The sequence below is a fragment of the Paenibacillus sp. IHB B 3415 genome, from assembly GCF_000802655.2.
Lineage (GTDB): Bacteria > Bacillota > Bacilli > Paenibacillales > Paenibacillaceae > Paenibacillus_AQ > Paenibacillus_AQ phytohabitans.
In genome coordinates this window covers 24,030-41,455 of the sequence record NZ_JUEI01000019.1, presented here as the reverse complement: position 1 = coordinate 41,455, position 17,426 = coordinate 24,030, and the positions used below count along the sequence as shown (strand labels likewise).

Genomic DNA, 17,426 nt, shown 5'->3' with positions numbered 1-17,426 from the left:
GGTTTCGCGACCTGCTATTATTGTAGTATGGAGTCCGGACGAGATAAGATTATTTTTAAAATACTTATATTTGTAACATTTATTGCCGGGCATAGCCCGAAAGAGTCATGCCGGGGAAGTCCCGGTAATGATAAAGTTATCTTCAGTATTAGGGAGGCGACAGCGACGTATACCCGAATTAAAGTGCTCATCCTGCTGATTCCAACGCTTATGGTCGGCATCTGGGAGTTTGTGCGGCATCAGTTCCTGATGCAGTACATCTCCATGGACATGGGAAACTACTTAACGCCGGTGCTTGTCTTTCTGTTCAGTATCGTTCTGCTCCTGCCGCTCTTCCGGATGCTAGAACGGAGCCAGCGGGAGCTGGAACGGGAACGGGGGGCAACTACGGCGATGGAAGCGCGTGAGCTGCTGGCCAAGGAGCTGCATGACGGGATGGCACAGTCGCTGTTTCTGCTCTCCGTGCGGATTGACCGCCTGGAACAGAACCGCAAAGACGGTGAGATCAGTGCAGAGAGCGTAGACCAGATCAAGAAAACAGTCCACGAAGTCAACCGTTATGTGCGCCAGGCCATTGCCAATCTGAAGGTGCCGGTCAGCGGCAAAGAGAGCTTCTCCCTGGAGCGGTCCATTCAAGAGCAGCTTGCCGGAATATCCGGGGAAGTGATGATTGAGGTGTCGCTGGACTGGCATCTGGACGAGCAGGCGCTAACGGCAGCGGAACAGGCTGAGCTGTTGTCCTGTATCCGCGAGGCCATTATTAACGTACGCAAGCATACGCGTGCAGGCAAAGTATCCGTCTCCGGCCAAGGCGATAGGCTGAATTGGAACGTGGCTGTTGCCGATAACGGCGCCGGATTTGTGCATGCCGATCCTTTTGCGGTGAGCGGAAGTTATGGTCTCCAGATTATGAGAGAACGGGCACGCAGTATGGGCTGGAAGCTTAACTTACAATCCGGTTCTGCCGGAACAGTGGTAGAGATTGCGAAAGGGGGGACGCCGGATGGAACGCTGCCGGGTGCTGATCGTAGATGACCATGCGCATGCGCGTGAAGCCATGAGTGAAATTGTGGCGCTGGATGAACGTTTCGAAGTGATCGGCGCTGTTGCGAGCGGGGCGGAGGCGATCGTCTGGACGGGGCAATGGATGCCGGACCTGATTCTGATTGACATCGAGATGCCGGGAATGGACGGCCTGGAGACTACGCGGCGCATTAAGCTGGAATATCCGTATGTCAAAATCGTCATCGTCACCGTATCGGATGAGATCTCCTATCTGTTCGAAGCGCTCAAGCAGGGGGCGCAGGGGTATCTCCTGAAGAATCTGGCTCCGTCTACCTGGATTGAGTATTTGCTGGCAATTGTAAGTGAGGAGGTTCCGCTGAGCCGGGAGCTGGCTTTTCAGATTCTGAAAGAGTTCGCCGTGACCTCCGTTAAGGAGGAGCGGGAGGCATTAACGGCGCGGGAGAAGGAAATACTGGGCTGTGTATCTTCAGGGTCAACGAATAAGGAGATCGCGGCCACCCTCGGGATCTCTGAGCACACCGTCAAAAACCACCTCAAAAACATTCTCCAGAAGCTCCAGCTTCAGAACCGCACGCAGCTCACCCGGTATGCCATGGAGCAGGGACTGGCTTCGCGGGAGCGGGATTTTCCGGGGAAAAGATAGAGCTTACAGAATGATAATGTGATTACAAATGAGAGAAGGGGAGATCGATTTGAACAGACTTTTCCGCAAATTAGCAGCCCTGGCCGCACCTGCGGCCGCAGCACTAATGGTATTCGCAGCCGTAGCTAGTGCGCATGTAACCGTCAGCCCTGCACAATCGAGTGCAGGTGCCTGGGAGACTTACACGCTCAAAGTACCATCTGAGAAAGATATTGCTACGGTGCAGATCGATCTGCGCATCCCGGCAGGAGCTGCATTCAAGCAATATGAGGCTTCTCCCGGCTGGGACGTAACGGTGGATGGCGACAAGGTCAGCTGGACCGCGAACGGAGACGGCATTCTGGCCGGACAGTTCCAGCGCTTCTACTTCACCGTCCAGAACCCGGCCGCCGCTGGCGATATCGCCTGGAATGCCTACCAGCATTATGCCGACGGCAGCGTGGTCCAGTGGTCCGGCGAAGAAGGCTCGGAATCCCCGCATTCCATTACGGCGATCGCCGAAGCTTCCGGCGGAGGCAGCCATTCCCACGGCTCCATGGACATGGCGGATAACGGTACCATGACCATGGACGAGCATGAGGCGATTATGGAGGAAGAAGGGAACAGCTCCAGCGTGTCACCGATGCTGTACATTGCGCTCGGCATCTCGCTGCTGTCCTTCCTGCTGGCAGCTATTGCTTTGCTGCGGGGGAAGAAGGAGTAGGGCTGGGGCATAAGTGGCAACCGTCCTTTGTAGTAATATAATAACCCCGTGCAGGAAGGTGAGCTCCATCATCCAGCGCGGGGTTATTTGTACACTAAATCTGATCATACCCGGAATAATATAGGATTGGGCACAATCAACGGATAACAACTTCATTAAGGGAGCAACCCCTTAGCTTGCAGTATAGAAAGTTTGGCTTCAGGAATCGCCCGTTGCAGTTCTCCGTTATACAGTTCAATTCCTTCCCAGTGCACAAACACGAAAAAATCATCAGTAACCGGCACTTGACCGGTTAAATCCTGTTCATTGAAAGAATAAGCAATTTCCTGCCAGAAATCTTGTCGTTCCTTTTCGCAGTATAAACCTCCGCCTTTAAGATTCCAATATACATAAAGCGTCCGCAGCTTCTCAAGCAGCCCTTTATTCTCAATTCCGGTAAACCAAGACGGCTGCATTTGAGTATCATTCCAGAGAGTATACTCACATTTCTTGTCTTCAAGCAGTTTCGCCCTTCTCTGCTCAAGTCCGGAATAATATTCCGGATCACTTCCTCCGCTGAATTCATCATTACTCAGATAAAGTCCAAAATAGCAGAGCCTATCATGACTGAATTTTTGGGCGGATTCTTTTAAAAGATTAATAGACTCCGTTACGGCTTCAGTAATCAATGCTGTTCTCAAAGTCAGTGCTTGAGATTCGTTCATATTGTTATACAGCATCTGATTCATTCCGTTATAGATTTGATATAGCTCACCGGATTCATCGTACTTCAAATAAGTATTAGCGATATGTTGGTAATGATCTTTTCCTACGTATTTAGGATTGCGTATTTCAATAAGCCTTTCTTCTTCATAAATATATTCTTCGATGGTATACCTGTCTTTTGTACTCTCCAGATCAAGACCAGGCATCACATCGTATTCTACTGAATGTTCGGGCTTGCCAACCTTACCGTAAAAAATCTTGATTGAATCTATCTTCTCTCTGACATACAACCCTGTAATGATATGATCCGGATGATAAGAAGTATATCCGACTCCATCAATTAAAAAATCGCAATACGTCACTCTAAGTCTGTTTTCCTGATCAAATCCATAATATACTCCAGTGTCCTCTTCAGTAATCTCTCCCCGGCAGTCAGTATTGCGTTCAAACCAATAAGGTGCCAGATCATATCTTTTATCTGTAACAAACTCCGTCCGAACCACACTATCCTCTGCCTCTTTTTTGTAACGTTCATAATGTTCCTGTGCATCCACACAAATATTTAGATAATATTGCGCATCAATCATTTCTGTCAGCCCCTTCTTATCGTAAAATACATCTACGTTCATGGTTCCACCTCCGTCAGCTGTAAGCTGTAGAGTATTTGGATTTTGCTTAGTCTTACTATAGCTGGATATGTATTATACTGTAAGTGACGTTGGTATGAAGTTTCTAATATCGAAATCAATTGGAGGAGTGTTTATCTCAATTTAGAAATAAATCTCGTAGACCGTGCTTAGGAGGTGGATATATGGCTGCGAACTTCAATGTAATCACTTTTACCAAAAGAATAATTGATTTAACCTGGCTATTCGAAGCCGCTCAAGAAAGAGGGTATAACGCTAATATTAATCAGATTGAATCTATCGGAAATTGGGAGTTCAACGACTTAATAAACCACCCGCATGATGTTGAGATAGCGGAAGTCCTCGCGCTTCTTGAGAAAGGCCGAATTATATTAATATTTGGTGAAGTCCAGTCCAATAAGTTTGTGATGATGTTAAGTAAGGCCGGAACCACCTATGAAACAAGACTGTCTCTAGATACAAAATACATAGATTACTTAGACAGCGATACGCTTAATGATGTTACTCGTCCTATCTATGATGAAATTTCGAACCTATTGTTATCTTCTGAAATGGTGAATAATTTACTTGTTTCTGCATTCGGCGTCGAGGTGGTTGTGGACTACGATGAGGATTTTAATAAAATGCATCTTGATAGTCATAATGTGGTGAGATGGGTTTTTGGCACCGAAGAGGGTGTAGGTGAGCGTAACTTTAAGGGGTATACGCGGGTAGCTGCTGGTATTTGGGATAGAGAGAGTTAACTTCTACAGATACGAGATATAAGAATAGCTAATTACGTGTAGTGGAAGTAATTATTCTGTTCAATAAGATCGGAGGATGTAAGATGCCAAAGATACAATGCAGTTGTGGTGAAATTTTAAGATATGGAGATATTCCGTGTAGTATTGAGTATAACTTCATATCAGATGTTGAGTACGACAAATATCAAGATCAGATTGATGCAGAGGAATTATATTTGGACATGAAAAGTTTTCTTAAGTGCCCTGAATGCAATAGGCTATGGATTTTTTGGAATGGTTTTGGAGAAAAACCAGAGGAATATGTTCTGATAGGTGAAGATATCAAAAGGGACAATACATTTAGATTGAATACAAGTGATGACTAAAATGCTTCAAGCGGAGATGAGCGAAGTGAAGTTCAGGCTATTAACTATTGTACCGATTGTCATTTTATTAATATCATGTAGTGCCGAAACTAAGGTTCATTCTGATAAAAAAGAGCTCAGCAAGGAGACTGTTCCAGCTTTAAGCTACAAAGTTGAAAGTGACAGTTATGCTCAAAACAATATTAACATTACCTATCCAAAGCTGGTTGATTTAACGAATGATACAAAGGAAGAGGTTATAAATGCACTGATTCAGGCAGAGGCGATAAGTATTCTTGAATATTATTCGGTAGGTTTAGATAGTCAAAATAGTTTGGAGTTAGACTATCAGATTACATATAAAAGTGATAAGTTCCTAAGCATTCAATATATTGGTTCAGCTTTTAATAAGGGAGGAGCATATCCGTTAAATGTTTTTTATACAACAAATATAGATATGGATAAAGAAATTAAAGTGAAATTAACAGACTTTCTGGAGATCGATGAGGCATTCGTACAAGAATTGAAAAATGGAATCTACAAAAGCTATGATGACAATTTGAATTTGCGAGAGGAAGGAGTTATGAGGGATTTTTGGAGCGGGATTAAAGACCAGGATTTACTTAATGATTTGAAATATGCAGATGAAGCGGACGGGGCAAATAATTCAGGTATATTTAGTTATCTCACTCAAGATTCACTGGGGATAAGTCTTTCAATTCCTCATGCGTTGGGAGACCATCTTGAAATGGAGATCGGTTATGAGAAATTGAGCGGAAATATTAAGGAGAATAGACTGTGGGATTCCATCAGGGGGTGAAGAGGTGAATAAAAATTTATTAATTGAAATACTGCTGGACCCTACTTCAAGTGATTCAGAAAAAGACGATGCAGTGATTAATCTTGGAAATAATTTCGAAGATGAAGAAACGATTGATTTTCTAATAAAAGTGTCAAATAGTATGGAATTCGATGGAATGATTGCTGCAAGCTGCGGAGAATCACTTGGGCAAATATGGTTGAGGAAAGGAAGAATCAACTTAGAAAAGCTATCCCGGCTTAAAGGGAATGTTTTAAATGAAACACTCTCACTAATTAAAGCGCAGCGAATAGATTGGTACGAGGAGTATATAGAAATGAGTTTGGACAGTAAAGAAAAAAATATATAACTTAATAACCAGATGCTAATTCATTCCATTACATACCTAAGATTTTGATGCTTCATGCTGTGAAAATGAGGAGAAGAGTCTATTGATAATACCGAATTGAAAGATAATGCAAGCATCTGCGGAATATTTAACTAGGAGGTTTATTATGAAAATAGTTAACATAACATTTCCAACTTATCTTTCAAGTATAGAAAATATAGAAAACGACAATATTGATGTCTTTGTGGAGCTTGAGGATGGTATTACATACACAATGGTTGTGGCTACACCGCAAAATTATTATTGGTATATGGACAAGGAAGGGCTTGATTATGTTCCGCCGTCTCCCCCTGATATTATTGTAAGAAGCCTAACGGAAGATAACATCCGGCAAGCTATTGAAGCGTTTGCAGTGGATGATGCTTACTGGATGAAGCTTTATTTTCTATCAGGTGAAAGAAAAAGTGCTTTTGACATAGATAGAATGAATAGGATGTTGGCTGAGATTAAGAATATAAATGATGAAATTTTAAATGCTGAATAAGGCGAGGTGAAATGATATGTCTATTTATTATTTAGAAAACATTTTTCAGGGTAGTAGTGATGAATGGAAGTAAGTTTTCTTATGGATTGCGTTGGTCTGACAAAAAACAGAGAGATGGATTCCTGTAAATTCAAGCTTAGTGTATTCGAGGCTCCAGAGTCGATTGAGGTAATGGTTACAGAAATGGTCGAAGGTTATTATCAAAAGGAAAATATTCTATAAGCTTATCATCATCAACAGTCTTAATAGACTCAAAATACTTCTGCTCAGATAACTTCTTCACAACAAAATCTATGGCTTCTTTAGTTACTTCTTGCGTGATCTGGCCGCTGACCCAATTCTAAGGGACCGACCGTATGATTTTCTTAAATTGAACTGAACGTCAGCTGAATGTTTTTACACTGCGTTTACAAATGTCACGAAATGTAAGGTTATTCCGGGCCGGGAATTTGACTTCCTGCGGCCACTGGGGCTACCCTAGAATACATAAACAGAACAGATCGACCGGCGGGTTCAGAGAGATTGCAAGCTTGAAGCTGCGGGCGGAGGGAGTACATGAAAGACTTGAAAACATTCATTATCATCGGAATTATTGTCGTTGTATTGATCATACTGGCGCTTGGCGTGGAAAGGCTCAAATCGGAGCGGGCCGCAGGGGGAGGAGCTGAACTCTCAGGTGCACTCTACGATCTGGTCAGTACGTTTAAAAGCGACCCGGTCAGCAGCCGCGCATTCACCTGGTACACCGGAGACCCCGGAGCAGACGGCTGGCTTGAGGCAGTGAAAGGCGGGACGGCTGATTTTACCGGAGATGGGGTCATTAGGGTTCAGGCGGCCAATACTGTGATCAAGACGGATCAGGGTACAGCAGGCGTGCACAAAGCCGAGATTACCGGACTTGAGCCGGGAACACGCTACACTTACCGGGTAGGCAGCGGAGAGGAAGAGGAGTGGAGCCCCGTATACGAGTTCAGCACTGCGGAAGCGGCCAGCGGCCAGGTGACGTTTATTAACGTTACGGATTCCCAGGGAGTGACAGATGCGGATTTCGCGGTCTGGGGCAATACGCTGGAGCAGGCATTCAAGACCTTCCCGGCGGCGCAGTTTATCCTGCATAACGGGGATTTTACAGAAGAGCCTGAAGATAGTGCGGCATGGAACAGCTTTTTTGGCTATGTTCAGAACAGGGTGGCTAGTGTGCCCCTCATGCCTGTGACCGGTAACCATGATGAGATTGATGAAGAGGCGGATCTGTTTACCTCGCATTTCAATCTGCCGGATAACGGGGCCAAGGGTTCGATCGCCGGCACTTCCTATTCATTCGATTACGGCCCGGTCCATGTGACTGTGCTGAATACGGAGAGCAATCTGAAGAAGCAGGCTGACTGGCTGAAGAAGGATCTGGCAGGTACGGATAAGCCGTGGACAATCGTAGCGATGCACCGTCCGGCTTACGGAGGGAACATGTACAGTAAGGTGGAGGACTGGACGGAGATTTTTGACAAATACAACGTTGATCTTGTGCTGCAGGGACATAATCATGAGTATTCCCGTTCTTATCCGCTGCGCGCCGGTCAAATTGTGCCCGAGAGTGATGGGTCCAAAGGTGCGACAGGCGGAACGGTCTATGTGGTGACCAACGCTTCCGGGGCCAAGTTCAACGGTAAGAAGGAAGACCTGTTCTACCATAAGGTTCATTTTCAGAATAATAAGCCGATGTTCGCCGGAATCACGGTTAGCGGAGATACCCTGACCTATCAGGCGTTTGATACAGACGGCAACAAGCTGGATGAGTTTGTTCTGAAGCATTAGTAAGAGGGGATTCTTTTGGATGGCATTCCATTAGAACCTTTTAATGTTAAAATAGTAATAAAAAGTGTGAAAATGGTACGATGATTGATGACAGTTTTCTTATGGATTCGACCATTTTCCCTCACGGTACAGGTTGTCAACGCTCTATAATGAAAGCGTTATCAAAGAAAGAACCTGGGAGGTTAGAACCGTGATTCGAAAACGTATCCGAAGAATGGGAATGGTTGTCCTGCTGGCTGCAATGCCCTGCTCATTGTTTACCGTTTCTCCCGCAGTAACTCATGCCGCAGCAAGTGAAGCCTACAACTGGAACAGCGTGGTTACCGGTGCAGGCGGAGGGTTTGTTCCGGGTATTATTTTTAACCAGACTGAGCCGAATCTGATCTATGCGCGGACGGATATCGGCGGTGCCTACCGCTGGAATCAGGCTTCCGGCAGCTGGACATCAATCAGCGATTCTGTCGGCTGGGTGGACTGGAACAAGAATGGCGTAGATGCGCTGGCTACCGATTCGGTGAATCCGGACAAGGTGTATATGGCTACCGGTACTTATACGAACTCATGGGACGATAATGGACAAATCATGCGCTCCAGCGACAGGGGGAATACGTGGCAGACAACGCCGCTGCCGTTCAAGGTTGGCGGTAATATGCCCGGACGTTCGGCCGGCGAACGGCTTGTGATTGACCCCAATAAGAACAGCATCCTGTTCTTCGGGGCACGGAGCGGAAACGGTCTGTGGAAGAGCACCGACTCCGGGGTCACCTGGTCCAAGGTCAGCTCCTTCCCTAATGTGGGGACGTACATTCAGAATCCGACGCTTGATTACGGGAATGACCTGGTGGGCTTATCCTGGATTACTTTTGATAAAAGCACAGGCACCTCCGGGAATGCCACCCAGACGATTTATGTGGGAGTAGCGGATACGGCAAGCAGCGTCTACCGCAGCACGGACGGGGGAGCAACCTGGTCTGCTCTGCCCGGCCAGCCTGTAGGTTATCTGCCGCATCATGGTGTTCTGTCTTCTACAGGTGATCTGTATATTACTTACAGCAATGGCGTTGGGCCGTATGACGGAAGTAAAGGCGAGGTCTGGAAATGGAACAAAACAAGCGGGGTATGGACGAACATCAGTCCGTCAACGGGAACAGATAACTGGTACGGGTTCGGCGGCCTTGCCGTAGATGCGCAGCATCCGGACACCGTGATGGTCTCCAGTCTGAATGCCTGGTGGCCGGATGAAGTCATCTTCCGCAGCACGAACGGCGGGGCAACCTGGAGCCGGATTTGGGATTGGGGCAATTATCCGGAACGGACCTATAAATTCGCGATGGATATCACGGCTGCCCCGTGGCTTGACCATGGAGTAACTTCGACCTCCCTTGATCCCTCGCCCAAGCTGGGCTGGATGATGGGGGATCTGGAGATTGATCCGTTCAACTCCAACCGGATGATGTACGGTACGGGTGCGACCATCTATGGTTCAAATAATTTAGGCGCTTGGGATACCGGCGGGAAAGTCAATATTTCCGTGATGGCAAAGGGAGTAGAAGAGACTGCGGTACTGGGGCTGATCAGCCCTCCAGCAGGAGCGCATCTGATTACTGCACTCGGGGATGTGTCCGGCTTCCGGTATGATGATGTCACTGCAGCACCGGTGAAGTTCCAGACAAGTCCTTCCTGGGCGACCACAACCGGCATCGATTATGCTGAATTAAGCCCAGCCTATGTAGTACGTGTTGGCGGTGCGGACAAGGAGAAGTCCCCAAGCATGAAGTCGGTCGGGATCTCCAATGACGGCGGCACGAACTGGTATATGCCGAATGCAGAGCCCTCGAACGGGACTAAGACGACTGCCGGGCAAGGACAGGTAGCTGTATCCGCCAGCGGCAACTCTATTCTGTGGAGCACCTCGGATATTGGCGTGTACTATTCCAAGTCGTCCGGCAATTCCTGGGCAGCCAGCAGCGGTGTGCCTGCCGGGGCCAAGATTGCTTCGGACCGGGTGAATGCGAATAAATTCTATGCCTTCTATGCGGGAACCTTCTACGTCAGTACGGATGGCGGAGCAACCTTCACCGCTACGGGGGCAACGGGCTTCCCGACCAATAATGTCGGCAATCTACAGCCGAATCAGGCCCAGATCAGCATCAAAGCCATGCCGGGCATTGAAGGCGATATCTGGTTCGCCGGCGGCAATACGGTTGAGAACAAATATGGCTTATGGCACTCTGTCAATTCAGGCGCAAGCTTCACCAAGCTGGCCAATGTTGATGAGGCTGACCTCATCGGGTTCGGCAAGGCAGCACCGGGCCAGAGCTACATGGCACTCTATACAGTAGCTCAGATCGACGGTGTGAGAGGGGTCTTCCGCTCCGATAATGTCGGGGCCAGCTGGGTACGGATCAATGACAATGCCCATCAGTATGCCAAAATCAACATGGCCATCACTGGAGATCCGCGCATCTACGGACGCGTATATCTGGGCACCAATGGCCGGGGCACCTTATACGCCGATCCGGTGAACCCTCCGGCGGCAGGCTCAACGATTACGCCGGTCAGCGCCAGCTTCGACAAGAAGACGGTGAATCAGGCAGATATCGCCGTAACGATGACGCTGAACGGAAACACACTAACCTCGATTAAGAACGGTTCGGCTACGTTGACCGCCGGAACGGATTATAGTGTGAGCGGCTCAGCAGTCACGATCAGCAAGGCGTATCTGGCAGCGCAGGCTGTGGGTACGACAACGCTGAGCTTCAATTTCAGCGCCGGAGCGGCGCAGACCTTGGCTGTTGCAGTAGTGGATACAACGGCACCGTCCGCCGGCGGCCTTAAAGTTCAGATGTACAACAGCAGCACAGCGGCTGCGGCCAATACGCTGAGCCCGAAGATTAAGCTGATGAATACCGGCACCACCGCAGTTTCACTGGCCGATGTGAAGCTCAGATACTTCTACACTATTGACGGTGAGCAGACCCAGAGCTTCTTCTGCGACTGGTCACAGGTGGGAAGCGCGAATGTGACCGGGACGTTTGTGAAGCTTCCGGCTGCCAAGACCGGAGCCGATTATTACCTGGAGCTTGGATTTACAAGCGCTGCAGGCTCACTTGCGGCCGGGGAGAGCATAGACATTCAGCTGCGGGCGTCCAAGTCGGATTGGAGCAATTATACCCAGACCGGAGATTATTCCTTTAACGCAGCAGGTACGGCTTATGCCGACTGGGCCAATATTCCGGCCTATATCTCCGGCAGCCTGGTATGGGGGAATGAACCTTCTTGATTAGGAGTTCAAGTGAGTAGAGTAGCAGAGTCTTGAACAGCTTCGAACAGACAGCCCCCTCTCCGTATTATTGCGGAGGAGGGGGCTGCTTGCTGCATGTAGAATGAATCTGCCAGCGCTGTAGCGGCTATAAAGTCTGCCCGCTGTCGACGGTAATAATCTGCCCCGTCATGGCTTCCTGAGCGAGCGCAGAGCAGATGAAACGGGCGATATCCTCCGGCTTGGCTATATGCTGGAGCAGCAGATGGGGGGCAAGCTTATGCATCTGCGCTTCCCGGCCTGTCCACCAGCGCGTCGCTACGGCTCCGGGGGCAACGCAGTTGACCCGGATGTCTGGGGCGAGAGCCTTGGCCAGTGACCGGGTCAGGCCGTGAACAGCCGCTTTGGACACCGCGTAAGGAAGTGACGAACCGGCACCCGTATTTCCGGCAATACTGCCGAGATTGACGATGGCCCCATGCCCGCTGCTCTTCATATACGGGGCGGCTGCCCGGGCACAGAAGAACATACCTTTGACATTCACGCCGTATAATTCATCCCACACCTCCGAGGTGACGGCTTCCAGATCATCCATAGGAATATGCTGCGTGATGCTGGCATTATTCACCAGCAGATCTACCGAGCCATAAGTTTGAACAACCTGTTCAACCATAGCCCGGACCTGCGGATCTTCTGATACATCAGCTTGTATTGCAATGGCTTGCCCGCCCTGCGCTATGATCATGTCAACCGTTTCCCGGGCTTCCGCTTCCGAACGGGAATAATTCACGGCAACCTTTACGCCTTGCCTTGCAAGCTGAAGGCAGGTAGCCCGCCCGATACCTGTTCCTCCGCCTGTCACTATTGCGGCTTTACCCCTTAGATCCATCCTTATCCGCTCCCAACTTCTTATTGTTATTGAATATCCTGAGTACAATTGTATTCAGTTTGCCTGGTTTTGTATAATTGAATGAAATGAAGGAATGGTTCAATAATATTGAACTATATCGAGCGAACTAGAGGGATTTCAACAGCAGATGGTCAATGGACTCTGAAATGAAACACCCTCAAGCTCAGGGCAGGCTGAATGCTATTCGCCATTCCCTATTGCACTCTGTACAGTAGAATTCTGTGAAATCGGTGAATTTGAGCAGAAATCAGAAAATCAATTGTATGGAGTGCAACAGAACTGATTTTAGCGCAAGATAACGCAAATTCTATTGTAGAAAATGCAATGAAGAATGATAGGACGGCGAAAAACGGGAGTCTTACTGGAAAGAGGTTAGCGCAAATGGATTTCAAAACTTTAAAAACCTTTCAGGCCATTGTGAGCACAGGAAGCTTTAACCGTGCAGCCGAAGAGCTTAGCTATGCCCAGTCTACGGTAACTATGCAGATCCAGAAGCTTGAGGCTCAGTTGGGCGTTCAGCTGCTGGAGCGCGGCAAACAGCAGGTGATTCTGACGGAGGCCGGGAGGCTGTTCCATGAGCAGAGCCTGCAGATTGTGAAAGACATGGAGCGGCTGCAGAGCAGTCTGGCTGACTTGCAGTCGGGCGGAGCAGGGAGCGTCCGGATCGGTGCAACCGATCCGAGTGCGAGTTACCGGCTGCCGCAGCTTTTGCGCATATTCATGGAACAGTTTCCCCGGATCGTACTTTCAGTAGAGATTGCCGGAACAGCGGCTCTCAGCGGGCGGCTCCTCCGGGGAGAACTCGACATGATTCTGTGTTCAGCCCCGCAGCTTGGGACGGAGCTGTATTTCGAGCCGCTTTTCACCGAGCAATTTGTGCTGCTGCTGCCTGAAGGTCATCCTCTGGAGACGGAGAAGGAGATTACTGCGGACCTGCTTCGCGGACACCGTCTGCTCATTACGGCTGCGGATTGTCCTTACCGTAAGAAGCTGGAGAGCATTTTGCAGGAAGCAGCCGGTCCCCCGCTGAACACCATGGAAATCGGAAGTATGTCCTCCTTGAAATTCTATGTGGAGAAAGGCATTGGGATGGCATTTGTACCTGAGATTACCTTACAGACTCTTCCGTCTGGTACATTGGTCAGGAGACTGTCAGGGCCGGCAGTTGATATGAGCTGCGGAATCGCCTGCAGAATAGCTGATTACCCGCTGAGGGGGGCGAGCTTACAAGTCTATCAATTTTTGAAGCGGGAGCTGGGGATACCTGTGCATATGTAGAATAGATCTGATAAGAACCGTTTTTGACTATTATACTTTACTTCCACATCCGGCAATTCATGACGAAACTCATGGGCGGCCGGTTTTTTTTGTGCAAGGATTGAATTTATTGTACTCAAAGGGAACCTTTGTCCCGCAGCGGACCAATATAGAGTGTAAACCAAGAGAGAAAGGAGAGAGACGGATGACTGAGGAAGAGCTTCATGGCTGTCTGCAAAGGCTGAAAGAAGGAGACAAGGATGCTTTCACTGCGCTGCATGACAGCATCAGGCACCAGGTGTACGGGACAGTCTGTCTGCTTGTTGACCGGCAGGGCGATGTGGCTGATGTAGTGAATGAAATCTACATCGAATTGTTCCGTAGTCTGCCGCAGTATGACAGGAATCGGCCTTTTGGGGCATGGCTGAACGGAATGATTGTACGGCAATGCAGCAACTGGAGCCGGAGAGCTGGCGCAGGCTGCGCATCCAGATCCGCAGCAGGGAGAATGCAACAGAGTTGTTGCTGCCGGGAGCGGATACACCGCTCCTTGAGCAGGAACAGCGGGGAGAGCTGCTCCAGCTGGTTGCTGGGCTTCCCCCTAAACTGCGCAGTGTTGTTGTCCTTCGCTACTATGGGGAATGCAGCTTTGACGAGATTGCCTCTGCCTTGGAGATACCGCTGGGTACCGCTAAATCCAGGCATCACAAGGCAATGCGCAAGCTGCGGCAGCATGCCGTATTTACAGAGGAAGATGAGATGAAGGGGGACTATACATGCCTGTCGAAAGTCAATTGAAACGGGAATTTGCCAGCTTTAAGCAGAATACAGTAATTCCGGAACAGCTGGAGACACAGATTTCCGCAAGCTTTGATCAGTACTTCAAATTCCAAAACGAACGGAAAACCAAAAGACATATGCGCGGCACTGCAAGGATAGCGGTTGTTCTCTGCGGCCTGATGCTGTTCGGAGGCGTGGTTTATGGTGCGGAAAGGTTATGGGCTGTTACATATGGTTCTACTGGAATAAAGGTGATTGTTCATTCGGAATATACTGAATCCAATGAATACGGTGAGCACGTGAAGCTGCTTGTTGATGACATTCAGTCTAAACTGGCAGTGAATGAATCCGCCTTTTTATATATAACCAAGCCTAAAGGTGTTTATGATTTGCTTAAGGTGAACCGTCCGCAGCTGTTCTCCGATATAGAGAGCTGGAAGGAGGTCATCGAGCCAATTACAGGAAAGCTGGCTGTACCGAGCAGTCTGCCGGAAGGATATTATTTTGCCGAAGCGAGGTCTGACAGTCAGCTTGGGATTATAGACGAATCCTGGGTAAAAAAATACACCAATGTCCTCTCGAAAAGGGTTAAGCCCGGTGAGGATTATGCCTGGATCAAGAGCTTCAATACTCCTAATAGAATAGCTAAGACTATAAGCCCGCAGCTCATATATGAGGGTCCAAGGGGGAAAAGTGATGCAATTGTGGTTAAGTATACGCCTAGCGGACTGGAAGCGCAGCTCACAGCAAATTTTGCAGCGGCTACTACGGTTGAGGAGATGAAGGTTGGATCTTTAGATGCTTTATATATTGTGAATAAAGAAGCTTATGGGAACAAAAACAACTATTATGCTTATATCCAGTGGATCGAGCTAGGGGAGAATAACGAATGGAACATTCTGCATGAAGTAAGCACAGAATCACCTGACGTATCCAAAGAGACTCTGCTTAAAGTTGCCGAAGGGCTACGCTAAAGCGGCCTATGCCAAGGTCAGTTGTATGCTTGTCCCGCTATAAGTAAAATAAATCCCCCCTATAACACATATAAACCTCTATTATTGATAGCTTCATCAACAATAGAGGTTTATATTATAACCACTATACCCATGTTCTTCTCAGACTCCTTATCCTATCCTTTGTACTCAGCCGGGTAGAAATCGTCCGAGGCGGCAGTCAATTTGCCTATCCTGCCCGTTAAATCTTCTCTAATTCATCCGCTGACCACGATAGGATTGATTGTGGGCTTTTGAGCTTTAAGAAGCTCATACCATTTCGTGTAGGGATGGATTGAAAGCTGTAACGCCAGGATCAAAGATATAGTCTCAAGCTCAGGGAGTACAGCTGCTTAAGAGGACTGCCGGAGATTCTGCCCCCGCATGCATTCTTACCGCAGTGTATGGTTCCTTGAGTTGATACCTGTATTATACCGTGATATGCCGCAGCCGTAAAAAGGCGAATACTTTAAATTTGCGGTTATTTTTCACTGTAAGGTCATGTAAGCGCTATTATGCTTCCTTATCCTTAGTTTTTTAGGAGGAGGATCCTTATCCAGCTATACGCAAGAAATGATCGCAATAAATGATTCAGAACAATAGCTATTTACTCAAAACTTGATTCAACGTAACCAGTCGCTGCAAGGAGGGCTAAATACTCTGAACCGCTATCGGCTGTGTCAATCCGCTGACTGGCTGCCGGTATATCGAAGCAGATTTCTTGCTGAAGTGGACTGAGAGGCCGTTATTTCGCCAAAAAGCCTCCTGATCAGGAGGATTCGGACTGAGAATCCTTTATCCTGTTCTTTTAAGCGCTATAACAAGGCGTTTCAGGACATTAACGGAATCTCAGTCCGAATGTCCTGCGAATTCGCCATTTCTTCGCAAATAACGGAATCTCAGTCCTCTTCACGAGCTGATGAGTTCATGAGCCCGTGATGCTTCAGCCAATCTCCCGCTAATCTCAAGCCAAGCTCAGGTGAGGAAAAGTGCAATTGCTAAGCTTCTTAGCTCAGCATGTTTTGTCCGCAGGTAGCTTCACAATCTCTAGCTTGATTCACCTGCAGGGTAAATTTGGTGTCCTGGAACAGTGCTGTCTTAAAAAATGGACGGCAAAAGCGTTGCCGTTTGCTGTATAATTTACTGATTGTTATGTTGCGGTTCAGGTATCCGGGCACTTGAAGGAGGAGAAAAGGATGAGTTTGTTTGGAGTGAGGCTTGGCGGAACCCGCAGCGGGTTAATCAAGTCTTTTCTGGAGGATAATTATGTATGTGCGGGAGATCCCGTTGTTGGAGATCTGGAGACCAGCGGAAGAGAGGATGTCCGCAGCAGGCTGGCTGCATCCGGAGCTTATCAGGGGCAGGAGCTGGAAGAGGCACTCGGCAGTTTAGACACCTTCGTCAACATGATGCAGGACGGGGATTATGTGCTGGTTGCGGATGAGGAATGGGTATACCTTGGCGATTTGGGTGATTATTTCTATGATGCCCGGCAGGAGAGTGTGGAGGGCGGAACTGCGCACCGGCGCGGAGTAACCTGGCTGAAGAGTCTGCCCCGTACAGCTGTGAATTCTGCAGTACAAGCACTGCTTGCTTCGGATCAGGAAGTTACCCGCTATTCAGGAGTGCTGCCTGCAGCAAGAATGGATTTGTGGCTTGCAGATTCTTCGGCAGGCGATGTGGAAGCTGCTCATTCTCCAGCCCGTGTGGATGAAGCCACAATAGCTGAGGCGCTGGCTGTTCTGAAGGCTGCCCTGCACAGTCCGGATGCGGAGCGGCGGGAACGCGCGGCAGCGGCTATATTGCATTATGCCAAATAATCATCAGGCTGAAGCTTTATCTTATAAAATCACAGCAAAAAGGTCTTCCGGTTAAGCTGCCGGAAGACCTTTTTGCTGTCAACTATTAAA

General features: G+C 48.3%; 16 protein-coding genes and 1 pseudogene. 15 read left to right on the top strand and 2 right to left on the bottom strand.

The features are described 5' to 3' along the window. The first annotated feature begins 27 nt into the window (after positions 1 to 27). The 3 genes from QW71_RS10405 to QW71_RS10395 are packed head-to-tail and all read left to right on the top strand — an operon-like array spanning position 28 to position 2,372. Entirely contained in the window at positions 28 to 1,035 is a 1,008-nt protein-coding gene (locus QW71_RS10405; protein WP_083442495.1) for a sensor histidine kinase, read from the top strand. Next, complete coding sequence (locus tag QW71_RS10400; protein WP_039297122.1) at positions 1,004 to 1,669, top strand: response regulator transcription factor; 666 nt, start codon at positions 1,004 to 1,006, stop codon at positions 1,667 to 1,669. The genes QW71_RS10405 and QW71_RS10400 overlap by 32 nt, the downstream gene beginning before the upstream one ends. Before the next feature lie 49 nt (positions 1,670 to 1,718). Beyond that, positions 1,719 to 2,372 carry a YcnI family protein gene (locus QW71_RS10395; RefSeq protein ID WP_052769965.1) on the top strand — a complete coding sequence of 218 codons (654 nt, stop codon included), beginning with the start codon at positions 1,719 to 1,721 and terminating at the stop codon, positions 2,370 to 2,372. A gap of 155 nt (positions 2,373 to 2,527) precedes the next feature. Here QW71_RS10395 and QW71_RS10390 read toward each other — a convergent pair whose 3' ends face one another. Continuing rightward, the gene (locus QW71_RS10390) at positions 2,528 to 3,706 is read right to left on the bottom strand and encodes a hypothetical protein (RefSeq protein ID WP_039297116.1); all 1,179 of its coding nucleotides are present in this window, start codon (positions 3,704 to 3,706) and stop codon (positions 2,528 to 2,530) included. A gap of 182 nt (positions 3,707 to 3,888) precedes the next feature. Here QW71_RS10390 and QW71_RS10385 point away from each other — a divergent pair, with 182 nt between their 5' ends. The 7 genes from QW71_RS10385 (at position 3,889) to QW71_RS10355 (ending at position 11,598) form a co-directional block, all read left to right on the top strand. Further along, positions 3,889 to 4,467 carry a hypothetical protein gene (locus QW71_RS10385; protein WP_039297114.1) on the top strand — a complete coding sequence of 193 codons (579 nt, stop codon included), beginning with the start codon at positions 3,889 to 3,891 and terminating at the stop codon, positions 4,465 to 4,467. Positions 4,468 to 4,550: 83 nt separating this feature from the next. Beyond that, complete coding sequence (locus QW71_RS37040) at positions 4,551 to 4,832, top strand: hypothetical protein (RefSeq protein ID WP_047013721.1); 282 nt, start codon at positions 4,551 to 4,553, stop codon at positions 4,830 to 4,832. Further along, positions 4,822 to 5,631, top strand: a complete 810-nt coding sequence (locus tag QW71_RS10375) for a DUF4163 domain-containing protein (protein WP_160311791.1) — start codon at positions 4,822 to 4,824, stop codon at positions 5,629 to 5,631. The genes QW71_RS37040 and QW71_RS10375 overlap by 11 nt, the downstream gene beginning before the upstream one ends. A gap of 4 nt (positions 5,632 to 5,635) precedes the next feature. Next, positions 5,636 to 5,980: a hypothetical protein gene (locus QW71_RS37905; RefSeq protein WP_039297112.1), complete on the top strand. Its 345-nt coding sequence runs from the start codon at positions 5,636 to 5,638 to the stop codon at positions 5,978 to 5,980. A 145-nt stretch (positions 5,981 to 6,125) separates the two neighbouring features. Further along, entirely contained in the window at positions 6,126 to 6,503 is a 378-nt protein-coding gene (locus QW71_RS10365) for a hypothetical protein (RefSeq protein ID WP_039297111.1), read from the top strand. 555 nt (positions 6,504 to 7,058) lie between these two features. After that, positions 7,059 to 8,315: a metallophosphoesterase family protein gene (locus QW71_RS10360; protein WP_039297110.1), complete on the top strand. Its 1,257-nt coding sequence runs from the start codon at positions 7,059 to 7,061 to the stop codon at positions 8,313 to 8,315. Between the two features lie 193 nt (positions 8,316 to 8,508). Then, on the top strand, positions 8,509 to 11,598 hold the full coding sequence (locus tag QW71_RS10355) for a X2-like carbohydrate binding domain-containing protein (RefSeq protein WP_039297305.1): 3,090 nt from the start codon (positions 8,509 to 8,511) through the stop codon (positions 11,596 to 11,598). Positions 11,599 to 11,725: 127 nt separating this feature from the next. On the opposite strand, the gene QW71_RS10350 is transcribed toward QW71_RS10355, so the two are convergent. Then, positions 11,726 to 12,466: an SDR family NAD(P)-dependent oxidoreductase gene (locus tag QW71_RS10350; RefSeq protein ID WP_039297107.1), complete on the bottom strand. Its 741-nt coding sequence runs from the start codon at positions 12,464 to 12,466 to the stop codon at positions 11,726 to 11,728. Positions 12,467 to 12,868: 402 nt separating this feature from the next. On the opposite strand from QW71_RS10350, the gene QW71_RS10345 reads away from it, so the two are divergent. From QW71_RS10345 to QW71_RS10330, 5 genes and pseudogenes are all read left to right on the top strand, one after another. Then, positions 12,869 to 13,765, top strand: coding sequence for a LysR family transcriptional regulator (locus tag QW71_RS10345; protein WP_039297104.1), 897 nt, complete (start codon positions 12,869 to 12,871; stop codon positions 13,763 to 13,765). 184 nt (positions 13,766 to 13,949) lie between these two features. Then, positions 13,950 to 14,159 (top strand): annotated as a pseudogene (locus QW71_RS42185) (RNA polymerase subunit sigma); the annotation flags it as partial. Between the two features lie 5 nt (positions 14,160 to 14,164). Continuing rightward, the gene (locus tag QW71_RS40420) at positions 14,165 to 14,542 is read left to right on the top strand and encodes a sigma-70 family RNA polymerase sigma factor (protein WP_052769964.1); all 378 of its coding nucleotides are present in this window, start codon (positions 14,165 to 14,167) and stop codon (positions 14,540 to 14,542) included. Between the two features lie 119 nt (positions 14,543 to 14,661). Further along, entirely contained in the window at positions 14,662 to 15,498 is an 837-nt protein-coding gene (locus QW71_RS10335; protein WP_152679733.1) for a hypothetical protein, read from the top strand. Positions 15,499 to 16,712: 1,214 nt separating this feature from the next. Next, positions 16,713 to 17,336 (top strand): hypothetical protein, encoded by a 624-nt coding sequence (locus QW71_RS10330; RefSeq protein WP_039297099.1) that lies wholly within the window; start codon positions 16,713 to 16,715, stop codon positions 17,334 to 17,336. Positions 17,337 to 17,426: the final 90 nt, after the last annotated feature.

Excerpts from the sequence above, each read along its gene's own strand:
- QW71_RS40420 (WP_052769964.1), top strand. The coding sequence starts at position 14,165 with ATGGCTGAACGGAATGATTGTACGGCAATGCAGCAACTGGAGCCGGAG.
- QW71_RS10405 (WP_083442495.1), top strand. The coding sequence starts at position 28 with ATGGAGTCCGGACGAGATAAGATTATTTTTAAAATACTTATATTTGTA.
- QW71_RS10350 (WP_039297107.1), bottom strand. The coding sequence starts at position 12,466 with ATGGATCTAAGGGGTAAAGCCGCAATAGTGACAGGCGGAGGAACAGGT.
- QW71_RS10360 (WP_039297110.1), top strand. The coding sequence starts at position 7,059 with ATGAAAGACTTGAAAACATTCATTATCATCGGAATTATTGTCGTTGTA.
- QW71_RS10345 (WP_039297104.1), top strand. The coding sequence starts at position 12,869 with ATGGATTTCAAAACTTTAAAAACCTTTCAGGCCATTGTGAGCACAGGA.
- QW71_RS37040 (WP_047013721.1), top strand. The coding sequence starts at position 4,551 with ATGCCAAAGATACAATGCAGTTGTGGTGAAATTTTAAGATATGGAGAT.
- QW71_RS10390 (WP_039297116.1), bottom strand. The coding sequence starts at position 3,706 with ATGAACGTAGATGTATTTTACGATAAGAAGGGGCTGACAGAAATGATT.
- QW71_RS10400 (WP_039297122.1), top strand. The coding sequence starts at position 1,004 with ATGGAACGCTGCCGGGTGCTGATCGTAGATGACCATGCGCATGCGCGT.
- QW71_RS10335 (WP_152679733.1), top strand. The coding sequence starts at position 14,662 with ATGCGCGGCACTGCAAGGATAGCGGTTGTTCTCTGCGGCCTGATGCTG.
- QW71_RS10385 (WP_039297114.1), top strand. The coding sequence starts at position 3,889 with ATGGCTGCGAACTTCAATGTAATCACTTTTACCAAAAGAATAATTGAT.
- QW71_RS10330 (WP_039297099.1), top strand. The coding sequence starts at position 16,713 with ATGAGTTTGTTTGGAGTGAGGCTTGGCGGAACCCGCAGCGGGTTAATC.
- QW71_RS10365 (WP_039297111.1), top strand. The coding sequence starts at position 6,126 with ATGAAAATAGTTAACATAACATTTCCAACTTATCTTTCAAGTATAGAA.